The sequence below is a fragment of the Streptomyces pactum genome (assembly GCF_002005225.1).
Classification (GTDB): domain Bacteria; phylum Actinomycetota; class Actinomycetes; order Streptomycetales; family Streptomycetaceae; genus Streptomyces; species Streptomyces pactum_A.
In genome coordinates this window covers 5,667,293-5,694,030 of the sequence record NZ_CP019724.1, presented here as the reverse complement: position 1 = coordinate 5,694,030, position 26,738 = coordinate 5,667,293, and the positions used below count along the sequence as shown (strand labels likewise).

General features: G+C 70.5%; 31 protein-coding genes. 10 read left to right on the top strand and 21 right to left on the bottom strand.

The annotated features are described in order from the left end of the window. Positions 1-36: 36 nt before the first annotated feature. The 12 genes from B1H29_RS24320 to B1H29_RS24265 all read right to left on the bottom strand — a co-directional run bounded on the left by B1H29_RS24320 (position 37) and on the right by B1H29_RS24265 (position 6,587). The gene (locus tag B1H29_RS24320; protein WP_055416911.1) at positions 37-1,185 is read right to left on the bottom strand and encodes a tyrosine-type recombinase/integrase; all 1,149 of its coding nucleotides are present in this window, start codon (positions 1,183-1,185) and stop codon (positions 37-39) included. After that, a complete protein-coding gene (locus B1H29_RS24315; protein WP_055416912.1) occupies positions 1,185-1,400 on the bottom strand; it encodes an excisionase family DNA-binding protein in 216 nt (71 codons plus the stop codon). The genes B1H29_RS24320 and B1H29_RS24315 overlap by 1 nt, the downstream gene beginning before the upstream one ends. Beyond that, positions 1,393-2,787, bottom strand: coding sequence for a replication initiator protein RepSA (gene repSA / locus B1H29_RS24310; protein WP_055416913.1), 1,395 nt, complete (start codon positions 2,785-2,787; stop codon positions 1,393-1,395). Before repSA ends, B1H29_RS24315 begins: the two co-directional genes overlap by 8 nt. Next, positions 2,784-2,963 carry a hypothetical protein gene (locus tag B1H29_RS24305; RefSeq protein WP_055416914.1) on the bottom strand — a complete coding sequence of 60 codons (180 nt, stop codon included), beginning with the start codon at positions 2,961-2,963 and terminating at the stop codon, positions 2,784-2,786. The genes repSA and B1H29_RS24305 overlap by 4 nt, the downstream gene beginning before the upstream one ends. After that, positions 2,960-3,139, bottom strand: coding sequence for a hypothetical protein (locus B1H29_RS24300; RefSeq protein ID WP_055417728.1), 180 nt, complete (start codon positions 3,137-3,139; stop codon positions 2,960-2,962). The genes B1H29_RS24305 and B1H29_RS24300 overlap by 4 nt, the downstream gene beginning before the upstream one ends. A gap of 91 nt (positions 3,140-3,230) precedes the next feature. Continuing rightward, the gene (locus B1H29_RS24295; protein ID WP_055416915.1) at positions 3,231-3,560 is read right to left on the bottom strand and encodes a hypothetical protein; all 330 of its coding nucleotides are present in this window, start codon (positions 3,558-3,560) and stop codon (positions 3,231-3,233) included. A 20-nt stretch (positions 3,561-3,580) separates the two neighbouring features. Beyond that, positions 3,581-3,736, bottom strand: coding sequence for a hypothetical protein (locus B1H29_RS24290; protein ID WP_007387680.1), 156 nt, complete (start codon positions 3,734-3,736; stop codon positions 3,581-3,583). 9 nt (positions 3,737-3,745) lie between these two features. Then, complete coding sequence (locus B1H29_RS24285) at positions 3,746-3,937, bottom strand: mobile element transfer protein (protein ID WP_055416916.1); 192 nt, start codon at positions 3,935-3,937, stop codon at positions 3,746-3,748. Between the two features lie 15 nt (positions 3,938-3,952). Continuing rightward, the gene (locus tag B1H29_RS24280) at positions 3,953-4,636 is read right to left on the bottom strand and encodes a DUF2637 domain-containing protein (protein WP_055416917.1); all 684 of its coding nucleotides are present in this window, start codon (positions 4,634-4,636) and stop codon (positions 3,953-3,955) included. A 17-nt stretch (positions 4,637-4,653) separates the two neighbouring features. Next, a complete protein-coding gene (locus tag B1H29_RS24275) occupies positions 4,654-4,851 on the bottom strand; it encodes a hypothetical protein (RefSeq protein ID WP_055416918.1) in 198 nt (65 codons plus the stop codon). A gap of 20 nt (positions 4,852-4,871) precedes the next feature. Continuing rightward, complete coding sequence (locus B1H29_RS24270) at positions 4,872-6,227, bottom strand: FtsK/SpoIIIE domain-containing protein (protein WP_055416919.1); 1,356 nt, start codon at positions 6,225-6,227, stop codon at positions 4,872-4,874. Positions 6,228-6,230: 3 nt separating this feature from the next. Beyond that, positions 6,231-6,587: a hypothetical protein gene (locus tag B1H29_RS24265; RefSeq protein WP_055416920.1), complete on the bottom strand. Its 357-nt coding sequence runs from the start codon at positions 6,585-6,587 to the stop codon at positions 6,231-6,233. Between the two features lie 153 nt (positions 6,588-6,740). Between B1H29_RS24265 and B1H29_RS24260 the strand changes: the two genes are divergently transcribed. Beyond that, positions 6,741-7,472 (top strand): hypothetical protein, encoded by a 732-nt coding sequence (locus B1H29_RS24260; protein WP_055416921.1) that lies wholly within the window; start codon positions 6,741-6,743, stop codon positions 7,470-7,472. 47 nt (positions 7,473-7,519) lie between these two features. After that, on the top strand, positions 7,520-7,990 hold the full coding sequence (locus B1H29_RS24255; protein WP_055416922.1) for an NUDIX hydrolase: 471 nt from the start codon (positions 7,520-7,522) through the stop codon (positions 7,988-7,990). Here B1H29_RS24255 and B1H29_RS24250 read toward each other — a convergent pair. Next, positions 7,978-8,538 carry an HDIG domain-containing metalloprotein gene (locus B1H29_RS24250; protein WP_055416923.1) on the bottom strand — a complete coding sequence of 187 codons (561 nt, stop codon included), beginning with the start codon at positions 8,536-8,538 and terminating at the stop codon, positions 7,978-7,980. The genes B1H29_RS24255 and B1H29_RS24250 overlap by 13 nt on opposite strands. Positions 8,539-10,106: 1,568 nt before the next feature. Here B1H29_RS24250 and B1H29_RS24240 point away from each other — a divergent pair. Then, complete coding sequence (locus B1H29_RS24240; RefSeq protein ID WP_079160429.1) at positions 10,107-11,330, top strand: IS4 family transposase; 1,224 nt, start codon at positions 10,107-10,109, stop codon at positions 11,328-11,330. A 173-nt stretch (positions 11,331-11,503) separates the two neighbouring features. Here B1H29_RS24240 and B1H29_RS24235 read toward each other — a convergent pair whose 3' ends face one another. After that, complete coding sequence (locus tag B1H29_RS24235; protein WP_055416925.1) at positions 11,504-11,698, bottom strand: hypothetical protein; 195 nt, start codon at positions 11,696-11,698, stop codon at positions 11,504-11,506. Positions 11,699-12,363: 665 nt separating this feature from the next. Here B1H29_RS24235 and B1H29_RS24230 point away from each other — a divergent pair. After that, on the top strand, positions 12,364-13,554 hold the full coding sequence (locus B1H29_RS24230; RefSeq protein WP_055416926.1) for an acyltransferase family protein: 1,191 nt from the start codon (positions 12,364-12,366) through the stop codon (positions 13,552-13,554). 107 nt (positions 13,555-13,661) lie between these two features. On the opposite strand, the gene B1H29_RS24225 is transcribed toward B1H29_RS24230, so the two are convergent. Further along, positions 13,662-14,201 carry an HD domain-containing protein gene (locus B1H29_RS24225; protein ID WP_055416927.1) on the bottom strand — a complete coding sequence of 180 codons (540 nt, stop codon included), beginning with the start codon at positions 14,199-14,201 and terminating at the stop codon, positions 13,662-13,664. 13 nt (positions 14,202-14,214) lie between these two features. Further along, positions 14,215-15,402, bottom strand: coding sequence for a PP2C family protein-serine/threonine phosphatase (locus tag B1H29_RS24220; protein ID WP_055416928.1), 1,188 nt, complete (start codon positions 15,400-15,402; stop codon positions 14,215-14,217). A 163-nt stretch (positions 15,403-15,565) separates the two neighbouring features. Here B1H29_RS24220 and B1H29_RS24215 point away from each other — a divergent pair, with 163 nt between their 5' ends. Next, positions 15,566-16,828, top strand: a complete 1,263-nt coding sequence (locus B1H29_RS24215) for a GNAT family N-acetyltransferase (RefSeq protein WP_055416929.1) — start codon at positions 15,566-15,568, stop codon at positions 16,826-16,828. Between the two features lie 245 nt (positions 16,829-17,073). After that, on the top strand, positions 17,074-17,505 hold the full coding sequence (locus B1H29_RS24210) for a hypothetical protein (protein WP_055416930.1): 432 nt from the start codon (positions 17,074-17,076) through the stop codon (positions 17,503-17,505). A 94-nt stretch (positions 17,506-17,599) separates the two neighbouring features. Here the strand turns inward: B1H29_RS24210 and B1H29_RS24205 are convergent, their stop codons facing one another. The 3 genes from B1H29_RS24205 to B1H29_RS24195 form a co-directional block, all read right to left on the bottom strand. Beyond that, the gene (locus B1H29_RS24205; protein ID WP_055416931.1) at positions 17,600-18,610 is read right to left on the bottom strand and encodes an ArsR/SmtB family transcription factor; all 1,011 of its coding nucleotides are present in this window, start codon (positions 18,608-18,610) and stop codon (positions 17,600-17,602) included. Between the two features lie 175 nt (positions 18,611-18,785). Next, entirely contained in the window at positions 18,786-19,667 is an 882-nt protein-coding gene (locus B1H29_RS24200) for an Fpg/Nei family DNA glycosylase (protein WP_055416932.1), read from the bottom strand. Positions 19,668-19,889: 222 nt separating this feature from the next. Continuing rightward, positions 19,890-20,375 carry a ribose-5-phosphate isomerase gene (locus B1H29_RS24195; protein ID WP_055416933.1) on the bottom strand — a complete coding sequence of 162 codons (486 nt, stop codon included), beginning with the start codon at positions 20,373-20,375 and terminating at the stop codon, positions 19,890-19,892. 206 nt (positions 20,376-20,581) lie between these two features. Here B1H29_RS24195 and B1H29_RS24190 point away from each other — a divergent pair, with 206 nt between their 5' ends. Continuing rightward, on the top strand, positions 20,582-22,084 hold the full coding sequence (locus B1H29_RS24190; protein ID WP_055416934.1) for an amino acid permease: 1,503 nt from the start codon (positions 20,582-20,584) through the stop codon (positions 22,082-22,084). Positions 22,085-22,178: 94 nt separating this feature from the next. Here the strand turns inward: B1H29_RS24190 and B1H29_RS24185 are convergent, their stop codons facing one another. Beyond that, complete coding sequence (locus B1H29_RS24185; RefSeq protein ID WP_055416935.1) at positions 22,179-22,760, bottom strand: biotin transporter BioY; 582 nt, start codon at positions 22,758-22,760, stop codon at positions 22,179-22,181. A 331-nt stretch (positions 22,761-23,091) separates the two neighbouring features. On the opposite strand from B1H29_RS24185, the gene B1H29_RS24180 reads away from it, so the two are divergent. The 3 genes from B1H29_RS24180 to B1H29_RS24170 all read left to right on the top strand — a co-directional run bounded on the left by B1H29_RS24180 (position 23,092) and on the right by B1H29_RS24170 (position 25,945). Next, positions 23,092-24,474: an amino acid permease gene (locus B1H29_RS24180; protein WP_055416936.1), complete on the top strand. Its 1,383-nt coding sequence runs from the start codon at positions 23,092-23,094 to the stop codon at positions 24,472-24,474. Positions 24,475-24,642: 168 nt separating this feature from the next. Further along, positions 24,643-25,284, top strand: a complete 642-nt coding sequence (locus B1H29_RS24175; protein WP_055416937.1) for a superoxide dismutase — start codon at positions 24,643-24,645, stop codon at positions 25,282-25,284. Positions 25,285-25,717: 433 nt separating this feature from the next. Next, positions 25,718-25,945 carry a hypothetical protein gene (locus B1H29_RS24170; RefSeq protein ID WP_055416938.1) on the top strand — a complete coding sequence of 76 codons (228 nt, stop codon included), beginning with the start codon at positions 25,718-25,720 and terminating at the stop codon, positions 25,943-25,945. 13 nt (positions 25,946-25,958) lie between these two features. Here the strand turns inward: B1H29_RS24170 and B1H29_RS24165 are convergent, their stop codons facing one another. Next, positions 25,959-26,597, bottom strand: coding sequence for a DsbA family protein (locus B1H29_RS24165; protein WP_055416939.1), 639 nt, complete (start codon positions 26,595-26,597; stop codon positions 25,959-25,961). Positions 26,598-26,738 lie beyond the last annotated feature (141 nt).

Genomic DNA, 26,738 nt, shown 5'->3' with positions numbered 1-26,738 from the left:
CCTCCGCCTGGCCCTGATCGCTTTCCGAGGTCCTGATCAGCCGGTCGTGTCCCCGGCGTGCCCCTTGGGCTTTCGATCTTTCTTCTTCCGGCCCTTGTCGACGAGCCCGGACACGGCGTCGGCGATCAGCCGGTCACGCTCGGCACTGGCGTGCTGGTAGATCAGCGCGGCCCGGGCGGTGCTGTGGCCCATCCGCGCCATCAGTTCCCGGGTGCTCGCACCGGTCGAGGCGGCGAGGGTGTTGCCGGTGTGCCGTAGATCATGGAAGTGCAGGCCCTTGACGCCGGCATCGTCGCACGCGGTGCGCCACAGCCGGTTGAAGTGGTTGCGGCGCGGGGTCGCACCCTTTGCACCGATAAACACTCGTCCGTCGGCGCCCAGCTCGGCGTACCGCTTCAGGTGCTCGCGGATGTCCGGAACGATCGCGGTGGGGATGGACACCGTTCGCTTACCGGCCGCACTCTTCGGGGCTTTGATCTCGCGCTGTCCGTTGTTGAGTTCGGCGACGGACCGGCGGACGCGCACGGCGCCGTGGTCCAGGTCGACATCCCGGCGGTGCAGGCCGATCAGTTCGCCCCAGCGAAGACCGAGGAAGCCGGCCATGAGGACGAGCGCCCGGTAGCGCGGCTGGATGGCGTCCGCCAGGTCGTAGACCTCTTGGACGGTCGCGGTGGGACGCTCCGGGGTGTGCACCACGCTCGCGCCCTTGATCGTGCACGGGTTGCGCCGGATCATCTGATCGGCGACAGCGGTGTGGAGAATCGCGCGGAGCAGGGCGTACGCCTTCGCGACGGTCGTCGGGCCGATGCCGGCGGCGAGCTTGTCGGCACGCCAGCGACGCACGAGCGGGGGCGAGACGTCCGCGACGTTGACCCCGCCGAACGTGGGTTCCAGGTGGTGGCGCAAGAGCGAGCCGTAGAGCTGGCGGGTGGTCGCAGTCAGCTCCCGCTCCTCGATCCAGGCGGCGGCGTACGGGCCGAACGCCACCTTCCCGGCATCGGGGTCGTGCCAGTCACCGCGCCGCATCTCGGTCTGCTTGTCGGCGAGCCAGGCGTCCGCGTCCTTCTTCGTGCGGAAGGTCTCGGGGGCGGGGCGGAGCATGCCGTCAGGACCGACGTACCGGGCCTGATAGCGGCCGGACGGGAGCTTGCGGACCCGCCCGAACTGTCGACGCTTCCCCGCCATCAGGCAGCCACCCCCCGAAGAGCGGCGGCACCACGCCGGCGAGGCTGCACCGTGTTCGCAGCGATGTACCCGCGGACGGCGCTTTCGGGGATGCGCACGTGGCGGCCGACCTTCACGTACGTGATGCGGCGCTCCTCGATCAGGCGGCGCGGGAAGCGCACGGTCGTGCCGAGGAGTTCGGCGACCTGATCCACGTTGAGGTATCGCTCATTCATGGGCTTGCTGTCCTTCCTGACGCAGGGATGCGAGTTCTTCGCGGGCGGTTTCGCGGTTGAGCTGGAGATCCCGGGCGATCGTGGCGGCGAGGACGGATTCGCCGGGCGTGTGACCGTGGCCGGCGTACTGCCAGTCCGTGAGGACGAGCACGGTGTCCGGCTCGCGGTCTTCCAGGCCGAGGGCGGCGTGTTCCTGTGCGGCGCGGTAGTCGGCGCGTGCCTGGCGGAGGGCGCCGAGGGTGGTGGAGTAGCGGCGGCTCTTGCTGGAGAAGTGGCCGCGAAAGCCGAGCATGTGAGCCCAGGCCCACAGGCGCCGGTCGGGGTAGAGCGGATCAAGCGTCTTGCACGCGGCGATGAGTCGACGGGCGTGGTCGGGGACGCCGTGGCGGTCGAGTTCGGAAAGCTCCCCCACCCGGCGGTCCAGGGTGCCGGTGTTCTCGGCCGCTTTGGTGGCGTACTTGGCGACGTAGGAGGCCACAGCTTGTTCGGTGATGTCGGAACCGTCCCCGAACGCCTTGACCGGGCGCACGTCGAGCTGGGTTCCCCACCGGAAGGTACGGGCCGGTTGGTCGGCGGCGGTCGGGACCGAGACGGACGTGTATGGGTGCGCGGCGGCGGCCCGGATCGCGTCGGAGAGGAGATCGACCGTGGCCCAGGACGGCGGCGGGGTGTCCGGCCCGTCGGGTCCGTCGATGCGGATCACGGCGTGAAAATGCACGGCACCGCGCTTCTGGAACTCGGCGACCTTGCCGTACGACAGCCGGGCGCACTCCTTCAACTCGCGTTGGGTGATGCCGGCGCGGGCGGCAATCTCGCGGCGCAGCCGGTTGGTGAAGCGCTGCCAGAGCTGCCCGGCGTGGTTGTTGAAGAGCACGGCGCCCGCGTAGTCGTACGTGCTCGGGTCGAGGGCGGTGCCCAGCTCGGGGGCGTCCTCGGTGTGCCGGGTGCCGCAGCGGCAGGGCCGGGTGCCGGGTCGGTTGTGGACCGGGCCGAAGGAGGGGGCGGTGAGGGTGGCGAAGACGCGCGGGTGATCCCGGACGGTGGCGGGGATGTCACGGCGGTCGTCACCGGCGAGCCCGGCGCGGATGAGGTGGTAGGTGTCTCCGGCGTAGGTCCAGGCGCAGGCGGGGCAGCGGGAGGCGCGGCGGTTGCCGCAGGCGACGCGCAGCCGTCCGCCCGGCTCGTCGGCGGTCGAGTAGTGGTGCAGGGTCTCGCCGGTGGTCTTGTCCTTGTGGATCGTCCAGCCGGTCAGGTGGATCGGTTCGGAGCAGCCGCCGGTGCGCTTGATCTGGTCTTGCCAGCGGTCGAAGCCGGGGGACCCGGCCACCCGCAGCAGATCGCCGAGGGTGACCGGGTCCAGGCCCGCCGAGGTGACGGCGTTGGTCACGCGTCGTCCTCCTTGACGGTGTGGCGGTCGATCCAGTCCTCCGCGCAGACCTTGTGCACGGGCTTGCCGCGGGCGGAGCGCAGCGGGGTGGGCTTGGTGCAGATCACGCACGGCTTGTCGCCGGAGTGGTCGAAGTGCTCGGGAGAGCGCCAGTCGAGGAGAGCCACCGCGATCACCGACCCGTCCGGGCGAGGACGGCGGGGGCGGCGTGGCCGGTGCCCTTGCAGGTCGGGCAGGTGATCCGGAGGGTGGCGCGGGTGCCGTCGGTGTGGCGGGTGCCGGTGGTGATGGCGACCGTCGGGAAGCCGTCGCAGTCGCGGCAGATGCGCGCGGTCGGGGCGTGCTGGGGCATCATGAGGGTGCCTTTCAGGTCCGTTGGGTCTGGAAGGTGGGAAGGCGCCCGGGGCGGCGGTTCTTTGACGAGAGAGCCGCCCCGGGGGCCGTTAGCGGCGCCGGGTGTCGGAGGCGAGCAGGGAGCGCAGGACGACGGCGCAGACGGCGACCGAGGCGCCGGTGATGGCGACCGCCAGGAGCATGGAGACCAGGACGGCGCCGACGACCAGGACGACGGCGGTGCCGCCCCCGACGAGAGCGAGCGCGGTCCCCGGGGTGAGCTGGACCGTGGGCCGGGTCGAGGCCGGGACCGGAGCCGGGGCGACGGGGGCCGGCGGCGTGGTCGGGGTGCCGGGCGTGATCGTGGTCGGTTCGATGACGGCGGGCGGGGTGACGATGCCGGTGGGCTGGGGCATGGTCGGGAGCTTGGGCCGGAACATGAACGTTCCTCCTTCCTTGGTTACTTGAGGGCGGTGTCGATGACCGGGGCGAGGACGCTGTCGGCGAGGAGGAAGCCGCCGAGCAGGAGCACGCCGATCAGCCACCAGGGCGGGCGGATGAGCTTGACGCCGAGGACTCCGACGCAGAGCAGGGCGAACCAGAGCGGGACGTCCATCACGGCCTCCTAGCGGACCTTGCAGCGGTGGGTGCGGGCGGCGAGCTGTGCGGCGGACTGGCTGGTGTAGCCGGCGGACCAGCCGCAGCCGTCCGAGCTGCACACGGCGGCGTGCTTGGTCTGGCCGTGGCGGTCGCGGTGGGTGCCGATCTGCACCGGTCCGATCCGCATCACGGAGTGGAAGAAGTCGCGGGCAGGCATGGCGGTGATCTCCTCTCAGGCGAGTTGTGTGGCGATGGCGTCGGCCAGGTGCGCCGGGACGCCGAGACGTGCGCGGAGGGTGTCGGTGTCGATCCGGGCGCCGGTGCGGTGTTCGTGGTCGGCGGCGACCTTGCGGGCGTGGTCGACCAGCGCGGCCGGGACCGGGACGGCCGGCGGTGGTGCCGGGGCCGGGTCGGCGGGTGGGAGCGCCGGGGCGTGGCCGGCGGAGTCGACCGGTTCCGGGGTCGGTTCAACAGCGGGGGCCGGGGCGGACTTCGTCTCAGGCGCGGGCTGCGGGTCCGGGGCGGCGGGTGCCGTCGGGGTCGAGGAGCGGTCGGCGGGTGAGTGGACGAGGAGGGTGCCGCCCATGAAGGCCAGGGCAGGCCAGGCGGCCACGAGGATGCGCAGCCAGGCCGGGACGTTGCTCAGGTCGAGCAGTCCGGCGGTGGCGACGTTGGCGCCGAGCGATGCGATCAGAGCGATCAGGAACCAGCACCAGGCCAGCCGAGACGGCCCGTCGGAGCGCAGTCGGCGCCACGCGGCAACCAGGAGCAGGTCGACGGAGACCGGGTAGGCCCAAGCCTTCCAGCCGTCCTGTCCAGCGGCGGCAGCGAGGTCGTGCAGGTGGGCAAAGGACAGGGCGCCGGCGATGACGGCTTGGATCAGGACGGCATCCACGCGGAGCACGGTGCGGGGCATGGTGTCCTCCCTCCTGGTCAGTCGGTGGCCTGGCCGGTGCCTATGCAGGTGAGGCACAGGGCGGTTTGGTGGTCGTCGGTCACGCGGCCCTTGCGGGCGCCGACGCGGACGGTTTCGCGGGTCTCGCCCTTGCCGTCGCAGTCGGGGCACTTCGCGGGTTCCGGCGCCAGCGGCTTGGTCTTGCGGCGGGTGATGGGCTTCTTCGCGGTGGGCATGAGGTGCCTCCCGGGCGGGGTCAGGCAGCGGCCGGGGTCGACTCGACAGCCGGGGCCGGAACCGAGGCGAGGGTGCCGAGAAGAGGCCGGAACGGCGCGAGGGCGGGAAGGTCCGGGGTCAGGTCGGCGTGCCGGTTGCAGACGTTCACGGCCTGGCGCAGCGAGGTGTGCGGGGCGCGGATGCGGGCCCAGCCGCCGGAGGAGTCGCCGGTGACGGCGACGCCGGGGGTGTCGGTGGGGATCTGGATCGCGGCGAGAACGGCGTCCGGGGCGATGTCTCCGAAGGCCATGTTCGCCGAGGATTCGTCGTTGACGCGGTGCGCGGTCCGGCCGGTGAGCTGGGCACGGAGCATGGTGATGCCCTTGCCGAGTTCGGAGCCGAAGCGCTGCCCGCAGATCTCCAGGTAGACGCCGGCGGCACGGCCGAGCTGAGCCAGCCGGGCGAGGGCAGTGATGATGCGGTCGCGGCGCTTCTCATCGTCCTTGGTGGCGAAGAGGGCGAGTTCGGCGACCTCGTCGACCAGGACCACGATCGGCACCGGGCGCAGGTCTTCGGGCAGGTCCCAGATGTCGGCGGCGATCTCCGCGTCCGGCACGTCAGCGGTGATCCGCTGGTGAGACCGGATGAGCTGATACACGTCCTGCATGTGGGCCACGAGGGCGTCGAGGAGTTCGGCGGCGGTGTCGGGGTTGTCGGCGAGCGCGGAGAACCGGCGGGCCAGCGGGAACAGCTCCACCCCTTGCTTGCAGTCGACGCCGACCAGAGCGACCCGTTGCGGCGCGAGCGCGGCGACGAGGGTGCGCTGATAGACGGACTTGCCGGACTCCGTGGCGCCGAGGGTGAGCCCGTGCGGGACGGCGCGGTAGTCGCGGTAGTGGACGGCTCCGTCCTCGCGCAGGGCGACCGGGACCCGCATCGGCCGGGTGTCGACGTGCGCGGGCATCTGTACTCGCTTGAGCACGTCGTAGCCGGTCATCCGCAGTTCCACCACGCCCGAGCGCAGCTCACGGGAGGTGACTCCGAACATGGCGAAGGAGTGCCGGAGCCGGTCGCACGAAGCCGCCACGTCGAAGGCGTCCTGACCGGGTCGGAGCTTGAGCCGCAGCACCAAGCCGGTACGGGTCACCCGCACCCGCAGGACACGCGGGGCACGAGGACCGGGAATCGGCCGGTTGGTCATCCGGGCCAGGGCCAGGCGCCAGCGCGGGGCCGGGACCGTGAGTGCGCAGGCGTCCATGACCGAGCCGTAGCGGACCAGGACTCGCAGCGCGGCGAGGGTGACCCCGAAGGTCAGCCAGTACCAGGCGGGGCGCCGCCACCGCAGGAGACCCGCAGCGGCGACGACCAGCACCAGGGCGACGGTCAGCCACGTCATGGCTCAGGCCGCCTTCGAGGACGAGGCGCCGGCGGCGAGCGAGGTCACCGCGACCGCACGGAAGGCGATGCCGTGGCGCTTCTGGCCGTTGAACTCGTTCTCCCACGGCCGGGCGATCAGACCGGTCAGCGCGACCGGGGTACCCATGGCCAGCTCACCGGAGATGCCGGGCTCCGGGACGGTCACGGACAGGATCTCGGCCTCACCGTTGGCCGCGAACATGATGTCCACGGTCGACAGCGCGGCGCCGGTCTCGGCGTCCATCGCACGCTCGCCGGTACGGCGGTCCTTCACCTTCGGCTGCGGGGGCTGGGCAACCATCATCATGGCGGCCTGAGTGTCGACGGGAATCTGACGCATCGTCTGTTCTCCTGATCTCAGTCGAGCCGCAATGCGCGGCGGTGAGACCAGGAGACCGCGAGAGGTAGTGGACGCATCACGGTCCGTATGGACGTTTGGGGACGTCTGAGCTATCGTCAAAACGTCCCTACGGCGTCCATGGAAGGACACGTCATGGCGAACGAGCGTCTGCGCGCGGCGATTTCAGCGAAGGGCGAGACGATCCAGTCCGTGGCACAGCACGTCGGGGTGGACCCCAAGAGCGTGGAACGGTGGATCACGACGGACCGCACGCCGCACCGGGGGCACCGCTGGAAGGCCGCGAGCTTCCTGGGCGTTGACGAGGTCTACATCTGGCCCGCCGTTCAGAAGCAAGCCGAGTCGGCGAGTACTTCCGAGCTGATCACGTACTACCCGCATCGTGGGGCAGTGCCAGCCACACTGTGGTCATCGCTGATCGAGAAGGCGCGGGACCACGTGGACATCCTCGTGTACGCGGGACTGTTCCTCTTCGACAGCCACCCGGACCTCCCGGACCAGTTGGCGGAGAAGGCGAAGGCCGGCGGGCAGGTTCGCATCCTGCTCGGTGACCCGGACTCGGAGATGGTTCGCCAGCGCGGCGAGGAGGAGGGCATCGGTGGCGATCTGGCCGCCCGCGCCAGGATCACCCGGCGATACCTCGAACCGGCACTGACGACGCCGGGCGTCGGCGTCCGGCTGCACGACACGATCCTCTACAACTCGATCTACCGGTTCGATGACGACGTGTTGGTGAACCCGCACGTACTCGGAGCGCCCGCGGGACAGAACCCGGTGCTGCACTTCCGTTACATCCCGGGGGCTCGGACCTTCCGGCACTACATGCGGAGTTTCGACTACGCATGGGAGCGCGGCCGGCCCGAGTAGGCAGCCAGGGCACGCGACCACCTGACGGAGCGTGCAAGGCTTGGAGCATGGCCCGAGTCGACTACTTCAACGATCCGAACGCCCCGAAGGCGAACAGCATCGTTCCATCCGTCACCGCTGTGGCACGCAACGATGCCGGCGAAGTCTTGCTGATCCACAAGACGGACAACAATCTGTGGGCACTCCCCGGCGGTGGCGTCGACGTCGGCGAGTCAGCCCCAGATGCCGCCGTGCGCGAGACCAAGGAAGAGACCGGGTTCGACGTCGAGGTGACCGGACTGGTCGGCACCTACACCAACCCGGCGCACGTCATGGCGTACGACGACGGCGAGGTCCGCCAACAGTTCTCGATCTGCTTCCGCGCCCGCATCGTGGGGGGCGAACTGCGCACGAGCAGCGAGAGCAAGGAAGTGGCGTTCGTCCACCCCAGCCGACTGGACGACTTGAACATTCACCCGTCGATGCGGATGCGGATCGACCACGGACTGACCGATAACCCCGATCCCTACGTCGGCTGACCAGCGAGGCGAGAGCGCGTCCGCTCAACGGCAGCCCCGAGGTACGAACGCGCCTTGCTGATCGCGTTGTGCACTTCACTGCCCGGCTCGTATCGCACCAGGATCTCGTCAATGCGGTGATCGAAGTCGAAAGACTGTCCGGCCGGCCCAGTCGTCATGTCCGCGTAGATCAGCGCGTCGAGGACGGGAGAGTCCTCCCGCTCATAAGCGTCAAGCTCAGCAGACAGGCCGCGTTGTTCAGCTTCGTACACGGCCCCGGAGTGATGGGCCACGAGGCGGACGAGCCGCGAGGGCGCCCCAAGGGCTTCCAGATGACGAGCACCATCGAGCGGGTGGAACCCTGTGTCCCGCAGCTCCGGGGCGTAGCCGATGTCGTGCAGCCAGGCAGCAGCGACGAGCAGATCACGGTCGCCCTCGGACACGGCCGCGGATGCTTCGCTTGCCCTAGCCGCTACCGCCTGAGTGTGCAGCCAGCGGTTCTCAAGCGGAGGCAAGAGCGACTCAGCCAGTTCAGCCGCGCCGTGAGGCGTGTCCAGTCCAGAGGGCATAGACCGCACGGTAGCCCAGATCAACGCGTTGCCGACACCCCGGGATCAGCCGCTCAGGGCATGGCGCGGTAAGAGTTTCCCTACATCATCAAGGCTCGCTTCGCTCGCGTCGCTCCCGGCCTCCTGGAACTGCAAGCAGTCCGATCGGGAGATCGGAGGTGCCGCGCACAGCGCGGCGGCGCCGGTCGGTCGCCGCCACGCTGCCCCTCCTTGCCTTCGTCACCGGGGCCGCGCGCCGTCGCCCGCCCGCGCCCACAAGGGGCGAAGACCAGGCCGGGGTAAGGGTGAGAGGGCGATCCCGAGGTCAGAACGAACCCCCGTCGTGGCTGGGGCGGTCGGCTCCACGGCTTTAGGCAGCCACTTTGGGGCGAGCCTCTAAGATCTTGGCCCCAACGTCGTGCTTTAACGGGCAGGTCCACAGACTGCCCGACTCGCCGGAAGCTTACGGGGCCAAGATCACTCGCCCCAAAGCAGCTCCAGCCCAAAGCCGCTCCGCCGACCTCCGCTGCTCAGGCCGAAGAGTCATCCCGATCATGCTCAATCTGCCAGGCATCCCGAGCGATGCGGAGGACGAACGACCCGGCGCAGTACTCACCGTGGAGGTAGATCCTCGCACCGACACCCACCCACGTCACTGCGGTGCCTGCGCCGTCGAACGGCTTCGCGCAAAGGAAGCAGACCTCCTCGGACGGGTACAGGTCATGTCCCAGCTTGACCAACATCGCATCCCCTCCCATACGGCGAGACGGAGGCAGCTTTGAGTCAACCTCGCTCCTCCCTCACGCGTCGAATCTGCGTCGGTCTCAGTGTGGAGAAGTGAGGTCGAGTATGCCTAAGGCCAAGCGCCTTGTAGCTGGAACTGAGCGCTCACCGAACCGATCGGAGGGGCTGACAACGTCCCGCTGCTACGGTCCAGGAGCAGTCGGCCGGACCAACCAAGTCGTCGACAGACCCTACGAGTTGCAGCCGCGGGCGCATGGTAGGGTGCGCAGCTACAACTCAAGACATGCCGAATAGGCGTTTGCGTCACCTCTGACCGCGCGCAAACGCCTGTTGGCTTAACCGAATGGAGCAACCCCTTGCCCGAGGAGCCCACCCACCCGCTTAAAGCATTGCACTGCCATGCTTACCGGGGTACGGCGGACAGTACAGCAGTGAGACCGCAGGAGGCAACTAAGCTGCACCACACAGCGGCCCTGATCTCGGCAATCGCCAGTCTGATCACAGCCCTGACGGGTGTTGCAGTCCTGTTGCTGCACTACGCTTGACAGTCGACAGCGTGCCCCCGGCGTGCCTGTACGAGAGGCGCACCGGGGGGAGCCACGGGGACCATCGGCGGCGTTCTAGTGAACGCGCAGGTCAGCGTTACGCCAGGTCAGTCGGGATCCGCGTACGCGATCTTCCAAACTAGCTACGCGGGTTCGATTCCCGTCGCCCGCTCCGAGAGGCCTCCGGCCCGGTCCCCCAGGAGGGCCGGGCCGGAGGTCTTCACGCGGCCCCGGGGTAGGTCGGACACGGCCTAGAACCAATGCCGGTGACTTAGACGGCTGTGCCTCGTTGTCTGCTGTGTGGCGAGGGTGGGGCAGGTCAGGGCGCCTGCGGATGAGCGGTTGTCGGACCGGATCGCGATCGGGGTGCTGACGCAGGCGTTTCCGCCTCATCTGGTCGATGAGGTGATCGCCGAGAGCGGCCGGACCGAGCAGCGCAGCCGTCTGCTGCCGGCGCGGGTGGTGGTCTACTTCGTTCTCGCGATGTGCCTGTTCTTCGGGCAGGGATACGAGGAGGTCGCCCGGCTGCTGGGCGAGGGGCTCGGTGATGGGCGGCGGTCGTGGCGGGTGCCGACGACCGCCGCGATCGGGCGGGCACGCCGGCGTCTGGGCACAGAACCGTTGAGGGCATTGTTCGCCCGGGTCTGCCGGCCGGTGGCCGTGCCCGAGACGGCGGGTGCCTGGTACCGGCACTGGCGTCTGGTCGCGGTGGACGGCACGACCTTGGACGTGGCGGACACGGCGGCCAACGAGGAGTTCTTCGGCCGCCATGCCTCGACGCGCGGAGCAGCCGCGTTCCCGCAGGCACGGCTGGTCGCGCTGGCGGAATGCGGCACCCACGCGGTGTTCGGGGCCGTCATCGGTCCGCAGTCGGCGAGCGAGCAGAAACTCTCCCGGCATCTGTTCCCCCAGCTTCAGGAAGGGATGCTCCTGCTCGCCGACCGGGGCTTTTACGGATTCGAGTTGTGGCAGGCCGCCCGGGACAGCGGCGCGGACCTGCTGTGGCGCGTGCGCAAGAGCGCGGTCCTGCCTGTCACCCAGGTCCTCGGCGATGGCTCCTACCTCAGCACGGTCCATGCCGAAAAGGACCGCAGGAGCCGCCGCAACCCGGTGGTGGTCCGGGTGATCGAGTACACCCTCGCCCGCACCGGCGACGCCACCGTCTACCGCCTGCTGACCAGCCTGCTCGATCCAGAGGAAGCACCCGCGCGGGAGCTGGCCGCGCTCTACGCCCAGCGGTGGGAGATCGAGACCACGCTGGACGAGATCAAGACTCACCAACGCGGCCCGAAGCTCATCCTGCGCTCGAAATACCCGTGGGGTGTGGAGCAGGAGATCTACGGCTTCCTCTTGGTGCACCACGCCGTCCGGCAGTTGATGCACCAAAGCGCCCTGCGCGAGGGTCTGGACCCTGACCGCCTGTCCTTCACCCGGTCCCTGCGGATCGTGCGCCGCCAGGTCCCGGCCCAGGCGGCGTTTTCCCCCCGGCCGACTCGCCCGGGCACTGGCCCGCACCCTGGCTGAGATCGCCGAACGCCTCCTGCCCCCACGCCGCCACCGCACCTGCCCCCGAGTGATCAAACGCAAGATGTCCAACTGGCCGCTCAAACGGGCCGAGCACTCCAACTGGACACCACCCGCACCGGACACCGTCACCATCACTCGGCAGGACAGAACTTAAGTCACCGGCATTGGGCCTAGAACTGGATCGAGTTGAGCGTCTCCGCTATCGAGTCCAGGAACCGCTGGATGTCGTCGGCCATGCCCGTCGAGGCCAGGAAGAAGCCGAAGAGGACCGCGACGATCGCCGGGCCCGCCTTGATCGAGCCCCCTCGCAGCAGCACCACCAGGATGATCGCCAACAGCAGCACCACTGACAGCGAAATGGCCACAACTGATCACACCCTCGGTCGGTCCGCTCTCCCGGCCCGGAGGTGCCGCGCCGCACACCCCCGCCAGAACCATCGTGCCACCAACCGGGCCCCGCTATGCGGCGGGTGACACATCGTCCGGCCGGTCCCCGGGGTGTCGCACTCCCCCGCGCGCGCGGACGTATCCAACCATCGCACCCCGCACAGGAATTCGACAGAGCACCCGTGCGGGAATTCGGGCCACTTCGTTTCCATGCCCACACAACGCGTTCGCAGATATTTCGAATTGTCACGGGCCCCACATCGACAGGTACTTCACAGGCGGATCACAGAGTCGCCGACGAGGTCCGTAAGTACATTGAAGCGGACATTCCAGCAGAGCCGCCCTCCGGCCTTATGCACTGTTTGGTCCTGACGAGTCATGACAAGTGGGGTGAACTGCGAGCCACTTCACCACGTGACGGCGTACGGCGATGTGGGAGCCGTCACCCGGCCGGAGATCACGAGTTCCCCGGAATGCGGGGCACTCGCGAAGAAACTCGGGAGACGAATGCGGGAATGACGTCGAGGGTTGTACGGGAAGACGGGGAGAACGCTAGGGTGCCTCAGATGTTCTACGCTGCCCCGTCCCCCACCAGAGCAGCGAGGTCCTGCTACGACCCGCCGATTTTTTGGCGGGGGGTTGCATGACGAGCTCGCTGCGACCGCACGGTGACCGGAAGTCGCCGTTCCGCTCGGACCAGCAGGCACCGAACGCACCGAACGCGCCGAACCGGCAGGCACAGCCGGGCCGGCAGCGCGACGCGTTCTTCGACAACGCCAAGTACCTGGCGATCGTGCTGGTCGGTGTGGGTCACGCCTGGGGACAGATCCTGGACGGGAACCGGACCGTCGAGACCCTGTACCGGGTCCTGTACACGTTCCACATGCCGGCGTTCATCATCGTCTCCGGCTACTTCTCGCGCAGTTTCGATCTGAGCCCCAGGCGCGTCAAACGGCTGATCACCGGTGTCGCCGTCCCCTATCTCGTCTTCGAGGTCGCCTACGCGCTGCACCGCCGCGTCAGTGAGGACCCGGCCAACGACATCAGCCTGCTGGACCCCACCTACCTCCTGTGGTTCCTGTGCGCGCTGTTCGTCTGGCGGCTGACCACTCCCATCTGGCAGACGGTCCGGTGGCCGCTGCCGATCGCGCTGGGCATCGCCGCGCTGGCCTCCGTGACGCCCACGGTCGGCAACGACCTGAACATGCAGCGGGTGCTGCAGTTCCTGCCGTGCTTCGTGCTGGGTCTGGTACTGCGCCCCGAGCACTTCCAGCTCGTACGGCGCCGTTCGGTGCGGATCCTGTCCGTGCCGGTGGTCGCGGCGGCGGTGGCGGTCGCCTGGTGGTCGGTGCCGCGCATGGAGACCGGCTGGTTCTACCGCAACGCCGCCGTGCAGGACACGGGCGCCCCCTGGTGGTCCGGGCCGATCCTGACGCTCGCGCTCTTCGGCTGCTCGCTGGTGCTGTCGGCGTGCTTCTTCGCCTGGGTGCCGGGCCGGCGCATGTGGTTCACGGCGCTCGGCGCGGGCACGATCTACGGCTACCTGGTGCACGGCTTCCTGGTGAAGGAGGGCAGCTACGCCGGCTGGTTCTCCCACCCGGCACTGGACCGGCCGCTCGGGGAGATCGGGCTCACCGTCCTCGGAGCCGCGGTCATCACCCTGCTGTGCACCAAGCCCGTCCAGCGGGTTCTGCGGTGCGTGGTGGAGCCGAGAATGGAGTGGGCCTTCAAGCGGGATCCGGGCGAGGCCGCGCGGGGCCGCGAGAGGCGGGAGAAGGCAGAGGTGCGCGAGGCACGCGCGCCGAGCGAGACCGGTGAGAAGGTCTCCGTCTGAAGCCCGCCACCCGGGGCCGCCGGACGCCGAAGGTCCGCTTCGGCGTCCGTCGGCGCACCGGCGTCCGGGGGCGCTCTGACGTCAAAGGCTCGCTGTGGCGTTCCGCTTCAGGCGCCCGCGTCCGGACCGTCCTGACCCGCCGGACCCGCCGGACCCACTGAACCCGCCGGACCCACCAGACCGAGAAGTGCGCGCATCCGTGCGTACTTCTCGGTCAGTCGTGTGCGGGTGGCCGGGTCCAGGACCGCGAGCCGCGCCGGGTCGGCGTTGTGTGCCAGGTCTGCCTCCTTGACCAGCCGGGCGCCGGGCGTGGCGAGGATGCGCGCGGCGTACGCCTCGGGCGGCTCCCCGGACCGCTTGGTGAGGGCGAGGACGATGTCCTTGGTACGCCGGCTCAGCGCGGCCTCGCGCAGCCATCGCTCGGACAGCGCGTCGTCCTCGACGGCGTCGTGCAGCCAGGCCGCCGCGATCTGCTCGTCGTCCCCGCCGCGCCGCCGCACGCCCTCGGCGACGGCCCGCAGGTGTTCGGCGTACGGCCGTCCCGCCTTGTCGGTCTGTCCGGCGTGCGCGGCACGGGCGATGGCCTCGGCCTCGGCCGGGGAGAGCGGCCCGGTGTGCGGTGAGGCGGGTGGCGGAGTCCGGGACATGCGGCCCAGTGTGTCAGTCGGCCGCCGTCGGGGACTGGGCCGTCGGCCCCTCCCGGCAGATCAGCAGGAGCGCCCGGTCGTCGTTGACGTCCTTGGCCACCGCCTCGATCAGATGCCAGGCGGCACCGTGGAAGCCGCCGGCGACGTAGCGGTCGGCCTCTCCGGTGAGGCGGTCCATGCCTTCGGCGATGTCGCGTTCGGAGGTCTCCACCAGACCGTCCGTGAACAGCATCAACACGTCTCCGGGGCGGAGCGAGCCCTTCACCGGGTCGAACTGCGCCCCGTCGTACACGCCCAGCAGCGGTCCCTCGGCCGACTTCTCCTCCCAGCGGCCGGTGCCCGCGCTGAGCTGGAGGCCCGGCGGATGTCCGGCGGAGTACAGCTCGTAGTCGCCCGAGTCGAGGTCCAGCACGAGGTGGATGGAGGTGGCGAAGCCCTCGTCCCAGTCCTGGCGGAGCAGGTAGCCGTTGGCGGCCGGCAGGAAGGCGTGCGGGGGGAGGCTGCCGAGCAGTCCACCGAACGCGCCCGACAGCAGCAGGGCGCGGGAGCCCGCGTCCATGCCCTTGCCGGAGACGTCGGTGAGGACCGCCTCGAGCGTCCGGCCGCCGTTCGTACGGGCCGCGACGACGAAGTCGCCCGAGAAGGACTGACCGCCGGCCGGGCGCAGCGCCATCTCCCGGTGCCAGCCCGTCGGCAGCTTGGGCAGCTTGCTCTGCACGCGGATGCGTTCGCGCAGGTCGAAGAGCATGGTGCCGCCGCGCCGCCAGGGCACGCCGACCCGGCTGCGGAACTGGGCGACCAGCAGCCCGAAGAAGCCGCAGGCCGCGACGACCAGGACCACGCCCGGGGTGACCCGGGAGGGGCCCTCGGTGTACGGGCCCAGTTGGACCGACTCCACGATCAGTGCCGTGGCCGCCGCCGCGTAGAGGGTGAGCAGGCTCGCCGGGCGCAGCAGCAGGCCGCCCGCGACGATCGGCAGGACCAGCGCGGCCGGTGAGCACCACACGGAGTTCGCCATCGTGGTGGCGGCGATGACGGGGATCATCAGCAGCAGTCCGGCCAGGGCGATCCAGTCCGAACCGTCGCCCCGGAAGTAGTCGACGGCGGATCGGCGCACGCCGACGCGGGCCCGGTGCCACTGCTTCTTCCACCGGGCCGTGAACGTGTCGGCTTCCGCGCGCCGCTGTCGTCCTGCTGCCATTAGTTCGGGACCCTATCCATCGGACCGGGCGCTTGGCACGGGAGGTCCTACTTGTCCCCCGTCCGAGGCCCGACTTCACAGTGAACTTCACGAACGGCCGCCGCGCCGCAACCTGACGGAAATTGCCTCGCCCCTCCCGCGCGGCCCTGATACGCATGGGTCCATGGGACGCTCGATGGACAACGACGACGACGGCCTGATGACCGAGCCGCGGGTACTGCGGCGGGACGAATGGGACACGTGGTACGGGACGCTGGTCCGCGCCTTCGGCGGGATCCCGGAGTCCACCGAGGCGTTGGAGCTGTACAGGGCGCTGACCGAGTGCGACCGCTCGCTCGGCGTCTGGGAGGGCGACGCCTGCGTCGGGACGGCGGGGGCCTTCAGCTTCCGGATGACCGTGCCGGGCGGTGCGGAGGTGGCCGCGGCGGGCGTGACGATGGTGGGCGTCGCCGCCACGCACCGGCGCCGGGGTGTGCTGACGTCGATGATGCGGCGGCAGTTGGACGACGTACGGTCCTGGGGCGAGCCGCTTGCCGTGCTGACGGCCTCCGAACCGGCGATCTACGGCAGGTTCGGGTACGGCGCCGCGACCTTCCAGGTCAACGCGGAGATCGATACCAACCGGGTGCGACTGTCGGTGCCGGACGGCACTGACGACGTACGGCTGCGGTACGCGGCGCCCGCGGACGTGCTCGACGCGTGCGAGGCGGTGTACGCGCGGCTGGTGCCCGGACGGCCCGGGATGCTGGCGCGGCGGCCCGGCTGGGAGCGGCTGGCGCTGCTGGACCCGGAGGGCGAGCGGGAGGGCGCGTCGCCGCTGCAGTGCGTGGTCGCCCGGCGGGACGGCGAGGTCACGGGGTACGCGCGGTTCCGGGTGCGGCCGGCCTGGGGGAGCGAGGGGCCGGGCGGCACGGTGGTCGTGGACGACCTGGCCGGGCTGGACCCCGCGACCGAGTCGGCGCTGTGGCGCTTCCTGTTCGGTATCGACCTGACGTCGGCGCTGACCGTGCGCGGGCGGCCGGTCGACGAGGCGTGGCAGCACCAGGTGTCGGACATCCGGCGGTGCCGGCCGGTGCTGCGGGACGCGTTGTACGTGCGGCTGGTGGACGTGGGGGCCGCGTTGGCGGCGCGGACGTATCAGACGCCGGTGGACGTGGTGTTCGAGGTCGAGGACGCCTTCTGCCCCTGGAACGCCGGGCGTTGGCGGCTGTGCGGGGACGCGAAGGGGGCGTCCTGCGAGCCGACGTCCGACGCGGCTGACCTGGCCTTGTCCGTGCGGGAGTTGGGGGCGGTGTATCTCGGCGGCGTCAGTCTGGCCTCGCTGGGCGCGGCCGGACGGGTGCGGGAGGTTCGGCGGGGCGCGCTGGCGCAGGCGTCGGTGGGGTTCGGGTCGGACGTCGCGCCGTGGTTGCCGCACGGGTTCTGACCTTGTCCCTCGACACCGGCGAGCACGCGGAGCGACGGGTGTCTCGGGGCCGGGGTCCGGTGCCTTGATTGCGTATCCGTCGAATGTTCCGTCCGGCCGGCGCGAACCGCCCCACCATGGGGCGCGAGCGGATGACCGTTCGCTTCGCAGATCGGAACCAGGACGCGGAGGACAGCACAATGCAGTTATCCCGGACACATCTGACATCCCGAAAGTCGGCGGGACTCGTCGCGGGGGCGGGTCTGGTGCTCACCACGCTGCTGAGCTCGGCGCCGGCACAGGCGGCGGACTCGGCTCCCCGGGCGGTCGGTTCCACTGAGCAGCGGGTGGGGGCGCACGCGGACGCGGGTGTGCCGGCGAACTCGCCGGGGATCTCGCCGGCCGCCGAACGCATCCGGTACGTATCCGGCAACACCTACAGTTGCCCGACCGGACGGCTGTGCGCCCGCGTGTGGGATCCGACCCGCGGCACGTACAAGGTGTTCGACCTGTACTACTGCAAGACCTACTCGCTGTCCTACTGGGGCGGCCGCGGTGGCTTCTACAACTACCAGACCGACGGCACGGCGGCGAAGTTCTACAACTCGAGCGGCACAGTCGTCCACACCTCGGTCGCGCGCGACACAGCCCACTCGGGATGGAACTGGGACCCGATCTGGAAGATCAAGAACTGCTGACCCGCACGCCGCACCCCACAGCGCCCGCCTCACTGCCGCACGTCGGCCCGGGGGCGGGCGCTCCCGGATGACTCGGCGCGCCTTACCGTGCCTCTCACACCCCCCACCTCCCGTTCAGCAGCGCCTCCCCCAGCACCGTCCGGCGATGCAGCACCCGGTGTCCGTCCCGGGACGAGCCGACCAGCCCCGCCTCCCGCAGCACCGTGGCATGGCGGCTGGCGTTGGCCGGGGAGAGGTGGAGGGCGGCGGCGATGCCGCTGGTGGACATCGGGCGGCCGAGCAGCTCCAGCACTCGGGCCCGGGTGGGGCCCAGCAGCCGGTGCAGGCGCTCCGCCGAGCCCGAGCCGGGTGCGCCGCCGGGCCCGCCCACCGTCAGGCAGTCCGGCGCGAGCGGAAGCGGATACACCAGTACGGGCGAGAGTTCGCGGGCGGCGAGAGCGACAGGCTGCCGGGTGCAGAAGAAGGACGGGATGAGGGTCAGCGGGCGGCCGTTCAGCTCCAGGTCCCGGTCGAAGGGGTAGCCGCACTCGAGCCGGCCGTCCCGCCACGACAGCAGCTCCGGCTGATAGCTGCCCAGCAGCCCCTCCGCTCCCGCCGCCAGCGCCGAGTCGGCGCGTTTGGCCAGGTCCGCGCCGACGGCCCGGTCGATGACCGTCTTGTACGGCGCCACAGCCACCGCGTGGTAGGCGCGCACCGCCGCCCCCAGCCGGTGCAGCACCTCGCTCCCGCCCTCGGCGAGCCGTCGGGCGTCCGACGGCATCGGCCGGTCCCGGTAGAGCCGGGCCAGTTCGTACCGTAGGCGTCTGCGGGGTGTGGAGAGCACCGCGTCCAGCCCGGTGTCCGGGTCAGGGCTGCCGAGGCCGGGGGTGAGGAAGTCCGGGAAGTAGGAGGCGAACGGGGTCACCTCCATCAGCGCCCGGGTCGCCCGGACCAGCCCCGCTCGCGCGAGCCCCTCGCGCACCTGCCTCCGCCATGGGTCGAAGACCAGGGCCGCGTGCCGGTTCTGGAGCAGATGCAGGCTGAGGACCACCTCCCACATGAAGTCACTGCCCGCCGCCACCCGCAGCCGGTTGAGGTCGTCCGTGCCGAAGCCGATACGCAGCATGTCCCCACGCTCCCCGTGATACGTCCGCCCCCGTGACACACCGTTGGGGCAGACGGGCAGGCGATGACGGACGGTTCCGGGGTGGGGAGAGTTGTCCGAATAGCGGCGGCGCCGGCTCCTCCGCGCCCGGGCCGGTCTCTCGCCGCCGGGCCGGGGGCAGGCTGACGGGGACGCCCTAGCGCTGCTGGCAGGCCGGGCACCAGAAGAGGTTGCGGGCGGCGAGGTCCGCGGTGCGGACGGACTCGCCGCAGAGGTGGCAGGGCTTGCCAGCCCGGCGGTAGACGTAGACCTCGCCGCCGTGGTCGTCGACGCGGGGCGGGCGGCCCATGGCCTCGGGGGTGTGCTCCGGGCGGACGGTGTCGATGCGGTTGTTCCTGACGCCCTCGCGCATGAGGCCGGTGAGGTCGCGCCAGATCGCGTCCCACTCGGCGGGGGTGATGTCCCTGCCCGCGCGGTACGGGTCGATGCCGTGGCGGAAGAGGACCTCGGCGCGGTAGACGTTGCCGACGCCGGCGATGACCTTCTGGTCCATGAGCAGGGCGGCGATGGTGGTGCGGCTTCGGGAGACACGGCGGTAGGCGGCCTGCGGATCGGCGTCCGGGCGCAGGGGGTCGGGGCCGAGGCGGGCGTGTATCGCCTGCTTCTCCGGATCGGTGATCAGGGCGCAGGTGGTGGGGCCGCGGAGGTCGACGTAGGCGGTCTCGCCGGCGAGGCGGAGGCGGACGGTGTCCGTGGGCGGGGGCGCCGGGGTCTCACCGAAGGTGACCTTGCCGAAGAGGCCGAGGTGGATGTGGACCCAGTCGGCGGGCTCGGCACGCTCCGAGGGCTCCGAGGGCTCGGCGGGCTCGGCGGGCTCGGCGGGCTCGGCGGCACCGAAACCGAGGAAGAGGTGTTTGCCGTGGGCCTCGGTGCGGGTGAGGGGCGTACCGGTGAGAAGGGCGGCGGCGTCGGCGAACTTGCCCTGCGGGCTGGTGGCTCGCACCGCTTGTACCGGCGGGCCGGCGAACGCGGTGGCGTAGTCCTTCGCCAGCCGGTGGATCGTGTGGCCTTCCGGCAACGGGGTCGTCCTTCCTGCGCTTGGCCCGACCGCCGCCCCGACTCGGTCGGCCGGGAGCGAGATTCGCGGGGGGGGGGCCGCCCGGGAGCCCGGCGGGCATGACCACCCGCCCGGCTCGGTCGGTCGGGAAACGGGCCGGAAACGCACCCCCTGGGCGGTGTCCGTCCTGCTTGGCCCCCCGATGCTCACGCACCAGGGGGAACGAGACACCTCGCGGTGGGCCTACCGCTGCGGGTGGTGCGGGGGGATCGGCGGGAGGTCGCCCGTCGTCTCGTAGGACGTGAGCATGTCGATGCGGCGGATGTGGCGTTCGTCGCCCGAGAACGGCGTGGCGAGGAAGGTCTCGACGAACTTCGTCGCCTCGTCCTGCGTGTGCATGCGGGCGCCGACCGCGACGACGTTGGCGTCGTTGTGCTGGCGGCCGAGGGACGCCGTCTCCTCGCTCCAGGCCAGCGCCGCGCGCACGCCCTTCACCTTGTTCGCCGCGATCTGCTCGCCGTTGCCGGAGCCGCCGATCACGATGCCGAGGGCGTCGGGGTCCGCGGCCGTCCGCTCGGCGGCGCGGAGGCAGAAGGGCGGATAGTCGTCCAGGGCGTCGTAGAGGTGCGGGCCGCAGTCGACGGGCTCGTGGCCCGCCGCCTTGAGCCACTCGACGAGGTGGTTCTTGAGTTCGTAGCCCGCATGGTCGGAGCCGAGGTACACGCGCATGGGTTGAGTGTGACACGCGGGTCATGGGGCGGCGGCGTCGGGTGTCGGGTCTGAAAAGAGTGAGTGAAACTATAAAAAGTTAGGCAAAGCTCAAGTAATGATCCGGAATCACAGGTTCCCGAATTCTTTCACCTCCGTTTCACTGGTCCGGCTCGTACACCGCTCGTACGGGAAACTGCTCGACCGGCGCAAAGGAAAACCACCCCATGACTTCGCAGCCGACCCTGACGAAGCCCGAGAACGGGCCCGAAGGCCCCCGAGAACCCGGCTCCGGGCTCCAGGCCGGGCTCAAGAACCGGCATCTTTCAATGATCGCCATCGGCGGTGTCATCGGGGCCGGGCTGTTCGTGGGATCGAGTTCGGGAATCGCCACCGCCGGGCCCGGCATCCTTCTCTCCTACGCCCTCGTCGGCACCCTCGTGGTGCTGGTGATGCGGATGCTCGGGGAGATGTCCGCGGCCAACCCCACCTCGGGTTCCTTCTCCGCACACGCCGACCGGGCGCTCGGGCCCTGGGCCGGGTTCTCCATCGGCTGGCTGTACTGGTTCTTCTGGGTCGTGGTGCTGGCCGTGGAAGCGACCGCCGGGGCCAAGATCCTCGAAGGGTGGATACCGGCCGTGCCCCAGTGGGGCTGGGCGCTGATCGTGATGGTCGTACTGACCGCCACCAACCTCGCCTCGGTCGGCTCCTACGGCGAGTTCGAGTTCTGGTTCGCCGGGATCAAGGTCGTGGCGATCGCCGCGTTCATCGTCATCGGCGGACTGGCGGTCTTCGGAGTGCTGCCCGGCGTCGACAGCGAGCAGGCGGGGCTGGCCAATCTGACGGAGCACGGCGGATTCCTGCCGAACGGGGCGGGGGCGATCCTGACCGGTGTGCTGCTCGTCGTCTTCTCCTTCATGGGCAGCGAGATCCCCACCCTCGCCGCCGGCGAGTCCGAGGACCCGCAGCGGGCGGTCACCAAGGCGACCAACAGCATCATCTGGCGGATCGCCGTCTTCTACCTGGGATCCATCTTCGTCGTCATCGCGCTGCTGCCCTGGGACTCGCGGTCGATCATCGACCAGGGCTCCTACGTGGCCGCCCTCGACTCGCTCGGGATCGCGAACGCAGGTCAGATCATGAACTTCATCGTGCTGACGTCCGTGCTGTCCTGCCTCAACTCCGGGCTCTACACGGCCTCCCGCATGGCCTTCTCGCTCGGCGAGCGGGGCGACGCGCCGAAGGCGTTCGCCCGGACCACCCGGCGCGGTGTGCCGCGGACGGCGATCCTCGTGTCCGTGGTGTTCGGCTTCGTGGCCGTCTTCTTCAACTACGAGTTCCCCGACTCCGTCTTCCTCTTCCTCGTCAACTCCTCCGGTGCCGTGGCCCTCTTCGTGTGGCTGGTGATCTGCTTCTCGCAACTGCGGATGCGGAAGATCATCCAGGCGGAGGCGCCGGAGCGGCTGGTGGTGCGGATGTGGCTGTTCCCGTACCTGACCTGGGCGGCCGCCGCCGTCATCGTCTTCGTCCTCGGCTACATGCTGACCGACACCGAGCACAACGGGCGGACGACCGTGCTGCTGTCGCTGCTCGTCGCGGCGCTCGTCCTCGCCGTCGCCGTCGTCAAGCAGAAGGCCGTCGCACAGAAGGCCGCCGCACAAGAGGCCGCCGTACAAGAGGCCGCCGCGCAGGAGTCCGCCGATCAGCAGGCCGCCGCCGGGAAGGGCTGACGGCCGCCCGAACACGGAAGAGGCTCGCCGGGTCGCTGCTGCGACTGCTGTCCGGCGAGCCTGTTCGGTGGCACTTGCGCGGTCTACCGCCGTCCTACCGCTTGTCGACCAGCTTCCAGGCGGTGGGCAGCACGCCCATCGCCAGGGCGGCCTTCAGCGCGTCCCCGATCAGGAACGGGGTGAGACCGGCCGCGACCGCCGCGGTGAGGGACATGTCGGCGGCGAGGGCGAGGTACGGGACGCCGACGGCGTAGATGACCGCCTCGCCGAGCAGCATCGCGCCGGCCATGCGGAGCATCGAACGGTCGGCACCGCGGCGGGCCAGGGCGCCCACGACGGTGGCGGCGAGCAGCATGCCGAAGACGTAGCCGAGGGACGGGGCGCCGGTGCCGGAGCCGCCCTCCGCGAACCACGGCACGCCGGCCATGCCGACCAGCGCGTACAGCGCGAGCGAGAGGAGACCGCGGCGGGCGCCGAGCGAGGTGCCGACGAGCAGCGCCGCGAAGGTCTGGCCGGTCACCGGCACCGGGGAGCCCGGTACGGGCACCGCGATCTGGGCCGCGACGCCGACGAGCACGGCGCCGCCGGCCACCAGCGCGACGTCCCGGACTCGGGAGGAGGGGAGGAGGTCGGCGAGGACCTGCCCGGTGCGGGCGGGAACGGCAGCGGTGCTCATGGGGACTCCGCGGTGGTGTGGACATGTCGGGACACCGCGACGCTATCCCAGCGGGTCGGACCCGATCACCAGCAGCGCTCGACAAAGGCTCGATCCGCGGCGTGGTGGGCTCTCGACAAACGGCGCCGGTTACACGTGTTTCCACGTGACACCGGTCACCGGGGTGGGGAGGCGCGCGTCACCCGGCAGCGGAGGGGCGTATTCGGATGATCACGTTCCGTATCGGGACCGTCCGTATCGTGGGCAACCGCTGTCGCCGACCGGCGCGAGCCCGGAGACTGTGGGCGTTTTTGCCCTGCCCCCGCCCCCCACGCATCGGACGAGCCGCTCCATGTCCAACAGCACCACCACCGGTACGCCGCCGCAGTCGGACGACGCCGCCCTCTCCCACGGCCTCAAGCAGCGCCACCTGTCGATGATCGCCCTCGGCGGCGTGATCGGCGCCGGCCTGTTCGTGGGCTCCGGGGCCGGCATCGCGGCCGCCGGGCCGTCGATCGTCGTCGCCTACACCCTCTCCGGTCTCCTCGTGATGCTGGTGATGCGGATGCTGGGCGAGATGTCGGCCGCCTATCCGTCGTCGGGCTCCTTCTCCGCGCACGCCGAGCGGGCGATCGGCCCCTGGGCCGGCTTCACCGCGGGCTGGGCCTTCTGGGTGCTGCTGTGCACGGCCGTCGGGCTGGAGGGCATCGGCGCGGCGCAGATCGTCCACGGCTGGCTGCCGGGCACGCCCGAGTGGGCGTGGGTGGCGCTGTTCATGGTGGTCTTCTGCGGGACGAACCTGGCCGCCGTGAAGAACTTCGGCGAGTTCGAGTTCTGGTTCGCCGCCCTCAAGGTCGGCGCGATCTCGCTGTTCCTGGTGCTGGGCGTGCTGGCGATCGCCGGGATCCTGCCGGGCACCGACTCCCCCGGCACCTCCCACCTGAGCGACTTCCTGCCGAACGGCGGCGACGGTTTGATCATCGGCCTGCTCGCCTCGGTGTTCGCCTACGGCGGCCTGGAGACGGTGACCATCGCGGCGGCCGAGTCGGAGAACCCGGTCAAGGGCGTGGCGAGCGCCGTGCGGACGGCGATGTGGCGGATCGCGCTGTTCTACATCGGCTCGATGGCGGTCATCGTCACCCTGGTCCCCTGGGACTCCGAGGAGGTCGTGGCGAAGGGCCCGTACGTCGCCGCCCTCGACGAACTGGGCATCCCGGGCGCCGGGCAGCTCATGAACATCGTCGTGCTGGTCGCGCTGCTCAGCGCGATGAACGCCAACATCTACGGTGCCTCCCGCATCGGATACTCGCTGGTCGAACGCGGCCAGGGACCGAAGGCGCTGGGCCGGGCGTCGGGCGGGGTGCCGCGGGTCGCGGTACTCGTCTCCTCCCTCTTCGGGTTCGGCTGCGTGCTGCTCAGCTACTGGCGGCCGGACGACGTCTTCTCCTGGCTGCTGAACATGATCGGCGCGGTCATCCTGGTCGTCTGGATCTTCATCGCCGTCGCCCAGCTCCGGCTGCGCCGCCGCCTGGAGCGGGAGGCGCCCGAGAAGCTGGTCGTGCGCATGTGGGGCTTCCCGTGGCTGACGTGGATCGCGCTGGCGGGCATGGCCACGGTGTTCGTGCTGATGGCCCGCGAGCCGGACACCCGGGTGCAGTTGTACTCGACGGGCGGGATGACGCTGGTCCTGGCGGCCGTCGGCTACGCGTGGCAGCGCCGGCGGGCACGCGGCTAGCCACCGCCCCGACCTGCCGGAGGGCCCCCGCACGGAGACGGATCCGCGTGGGGGCCCTTTCGCCTGCCTCCCCCGGCGCGTCCGCCCGCCCTTCCCCCTCTCGGCGGCCTCCTGCTGCTAGCGTGCACTTGCAAGCATTTTGCAATAAGAGGTCGGAGGGGATCCGCCATGTCCGTCTACACGCTTCCTGAACTGCCGTACGACTACGCCGCGCTGGCCCCCGTGATCAGCCCCGAGATCATCGAGCTGCACCACGACAAGCACCACGCCGCCTATGTGAAGGGCGCCAACGACACGCTGGAGCAGCTCGCCGAGGCGCGGGACAAGGAGACGTGGGGCTCGATCAACGGCCTGGAGAAGAACCTGGCCTTCCACCTCTCCGGCCACATCCTGCACTCGATCTACTGGCACAACATGACCGGCGACGGCGGCGGTGAGCCGCTGGAGGCGGACGGCGTGGGCGAGCTGGCCGACGCGATCGCCGAGTCGTTCGGATCCTTCGCCGGCTTCAAGGCGCAGCTCACCAAGGCCGCCGCGACCACGCAGGGCTCCGGCTGGGGTGTGCTGGCGTACGAACCGCTGAGCGGTCGGCTGATCGTCGAGCAGGTCTACGACCACCAGGGCAACGTCGGCCAGGGCGCCACCCCGATCCTGGTCTTCGACGCCTGGGAGCACGCCTTCTACCTCCAGTACAAGAACCAGAAGGTCGACTTCATCGACGCCATGTGGGCGGTCGTCAACTGGCAGGACGTGGCGAAGCGCTACGAGGCCGCCAAGTCCCGTACGAACACGCTCCTGCTGGCGCCCTGAGCCCCTGGAGCCCGCGATACGTCCTGCCTCGTGATCGTCTTCTCACCCTTCACGGCGGCAGGCGGATGAGGGGAAGCCCCCGCGAGGACGTGACTCGCGGGGGCTTCCCGTGCGACCGGGCGGGCCAGGGTTTGCGGGCGAGGCCGCCGGTCGCCGTGATGGGTGCGGTACGCCGCCGAGGTCGCCGTCGTGGCGAGCGTACGGATCCGGGGACGCGAGCGCGTCCAGTCCCGATCTCCCTTGCACAGCGGCGCGTTCACCGGCGCGCGGGGCTGGTCGCCACCGGCGCGCGCACTCGCCCCGCGCGCCGGCCGGGCCCCCGTTCCTCCGCTCCCGCCTCTGGCGCGGTGCGCGGGCCACGCGCTGTACTGCCGTCCCGGGCGCGGCGCGGTGCCGCCGGGCGTCCCGGTCCCACGGGCACGCGGAGGAGCCGATGAGGAAGAGTCTGGCCTGCCCCACCTGCGGGGGGATGCAGGACTTCCGCCCGCTCGACGACGCCGAGAAGACGGCCGTGAGGGAGCTGCTGAAGATCCCGTACGTGCACGACTACTGGCGTTGCGACGTCGCCGGCTGCCTGCGGTTCCAGCGCTGGGACAGGCAGCGCGTCGGCGGCCTGCTGCCGGAGAGGTTCCGCAGGCAGGCCGCCGACGGGCGGAAGTGATCGCCGGGGACCCCTACAGGTTGCTGAAGTCCGGGCCCTTGGTGCGGGTGCGCTTGATCTCGTAGAAGCCGGGGACCGAGGCGACCGCGAGGGTGCCGTCCCACAGCTTGGCGGCGTCCTCGCCCTTGGGGGCGGGGGTGACGACCGGGCCGAAGAAGGCGAGCTGTCCGCCGTCGGCGCCGGGGACGGCGATGACCGGGGTGCCGACCTCCTGGCCGACCTTGTCGATGCCCTCCTTGTGGGAGGCGCGCAACTGGGGCTCGTAGGGGGTGGAGTCCCAGTGGTCCATGAGGGACTCGGGCAGGCCGGCGTCCTTGAGGGCGGCGGCCACCGTCTCCTTCTCCGGGCCCTCGCCCTGGTTGTGGAAGCGGGTGCCGAGCGCCGTATAAAGGTCGCCGAGCACCTCGGGGCCGTGCTCCTCCTGGGCGGCGATGACGACCCGGACCGGCCCCCAGGCCTTGGTCTCGAGCATCTCGCGGTACTCCTCGGGCAGCTCGTCGAGCTTGTCCTCGTTGAGGACGGCGAGGCTCATCACGTGCCAGCGGACCTCGATGTCCCGGACCTTCTCCACCTCCAGGACCCAGCGGGAGGTCATCCAGGCCCAGGGGCACAGCGGGTCGAACCAGAAGTCGACGGGCGTCTTCTCCGACATGTCTCTCCTCATGAGGGGCGCAACCGAGCGTTTCTCCAGGGAACCGGCCTGCCGCCCGGGCCATTCCCGGTCCGCCCGGCCATTCCCGGCTGCCGCGCGTCAGGGCCACATGGCAGGATCGGTGCTGTCCGCATACTGAAC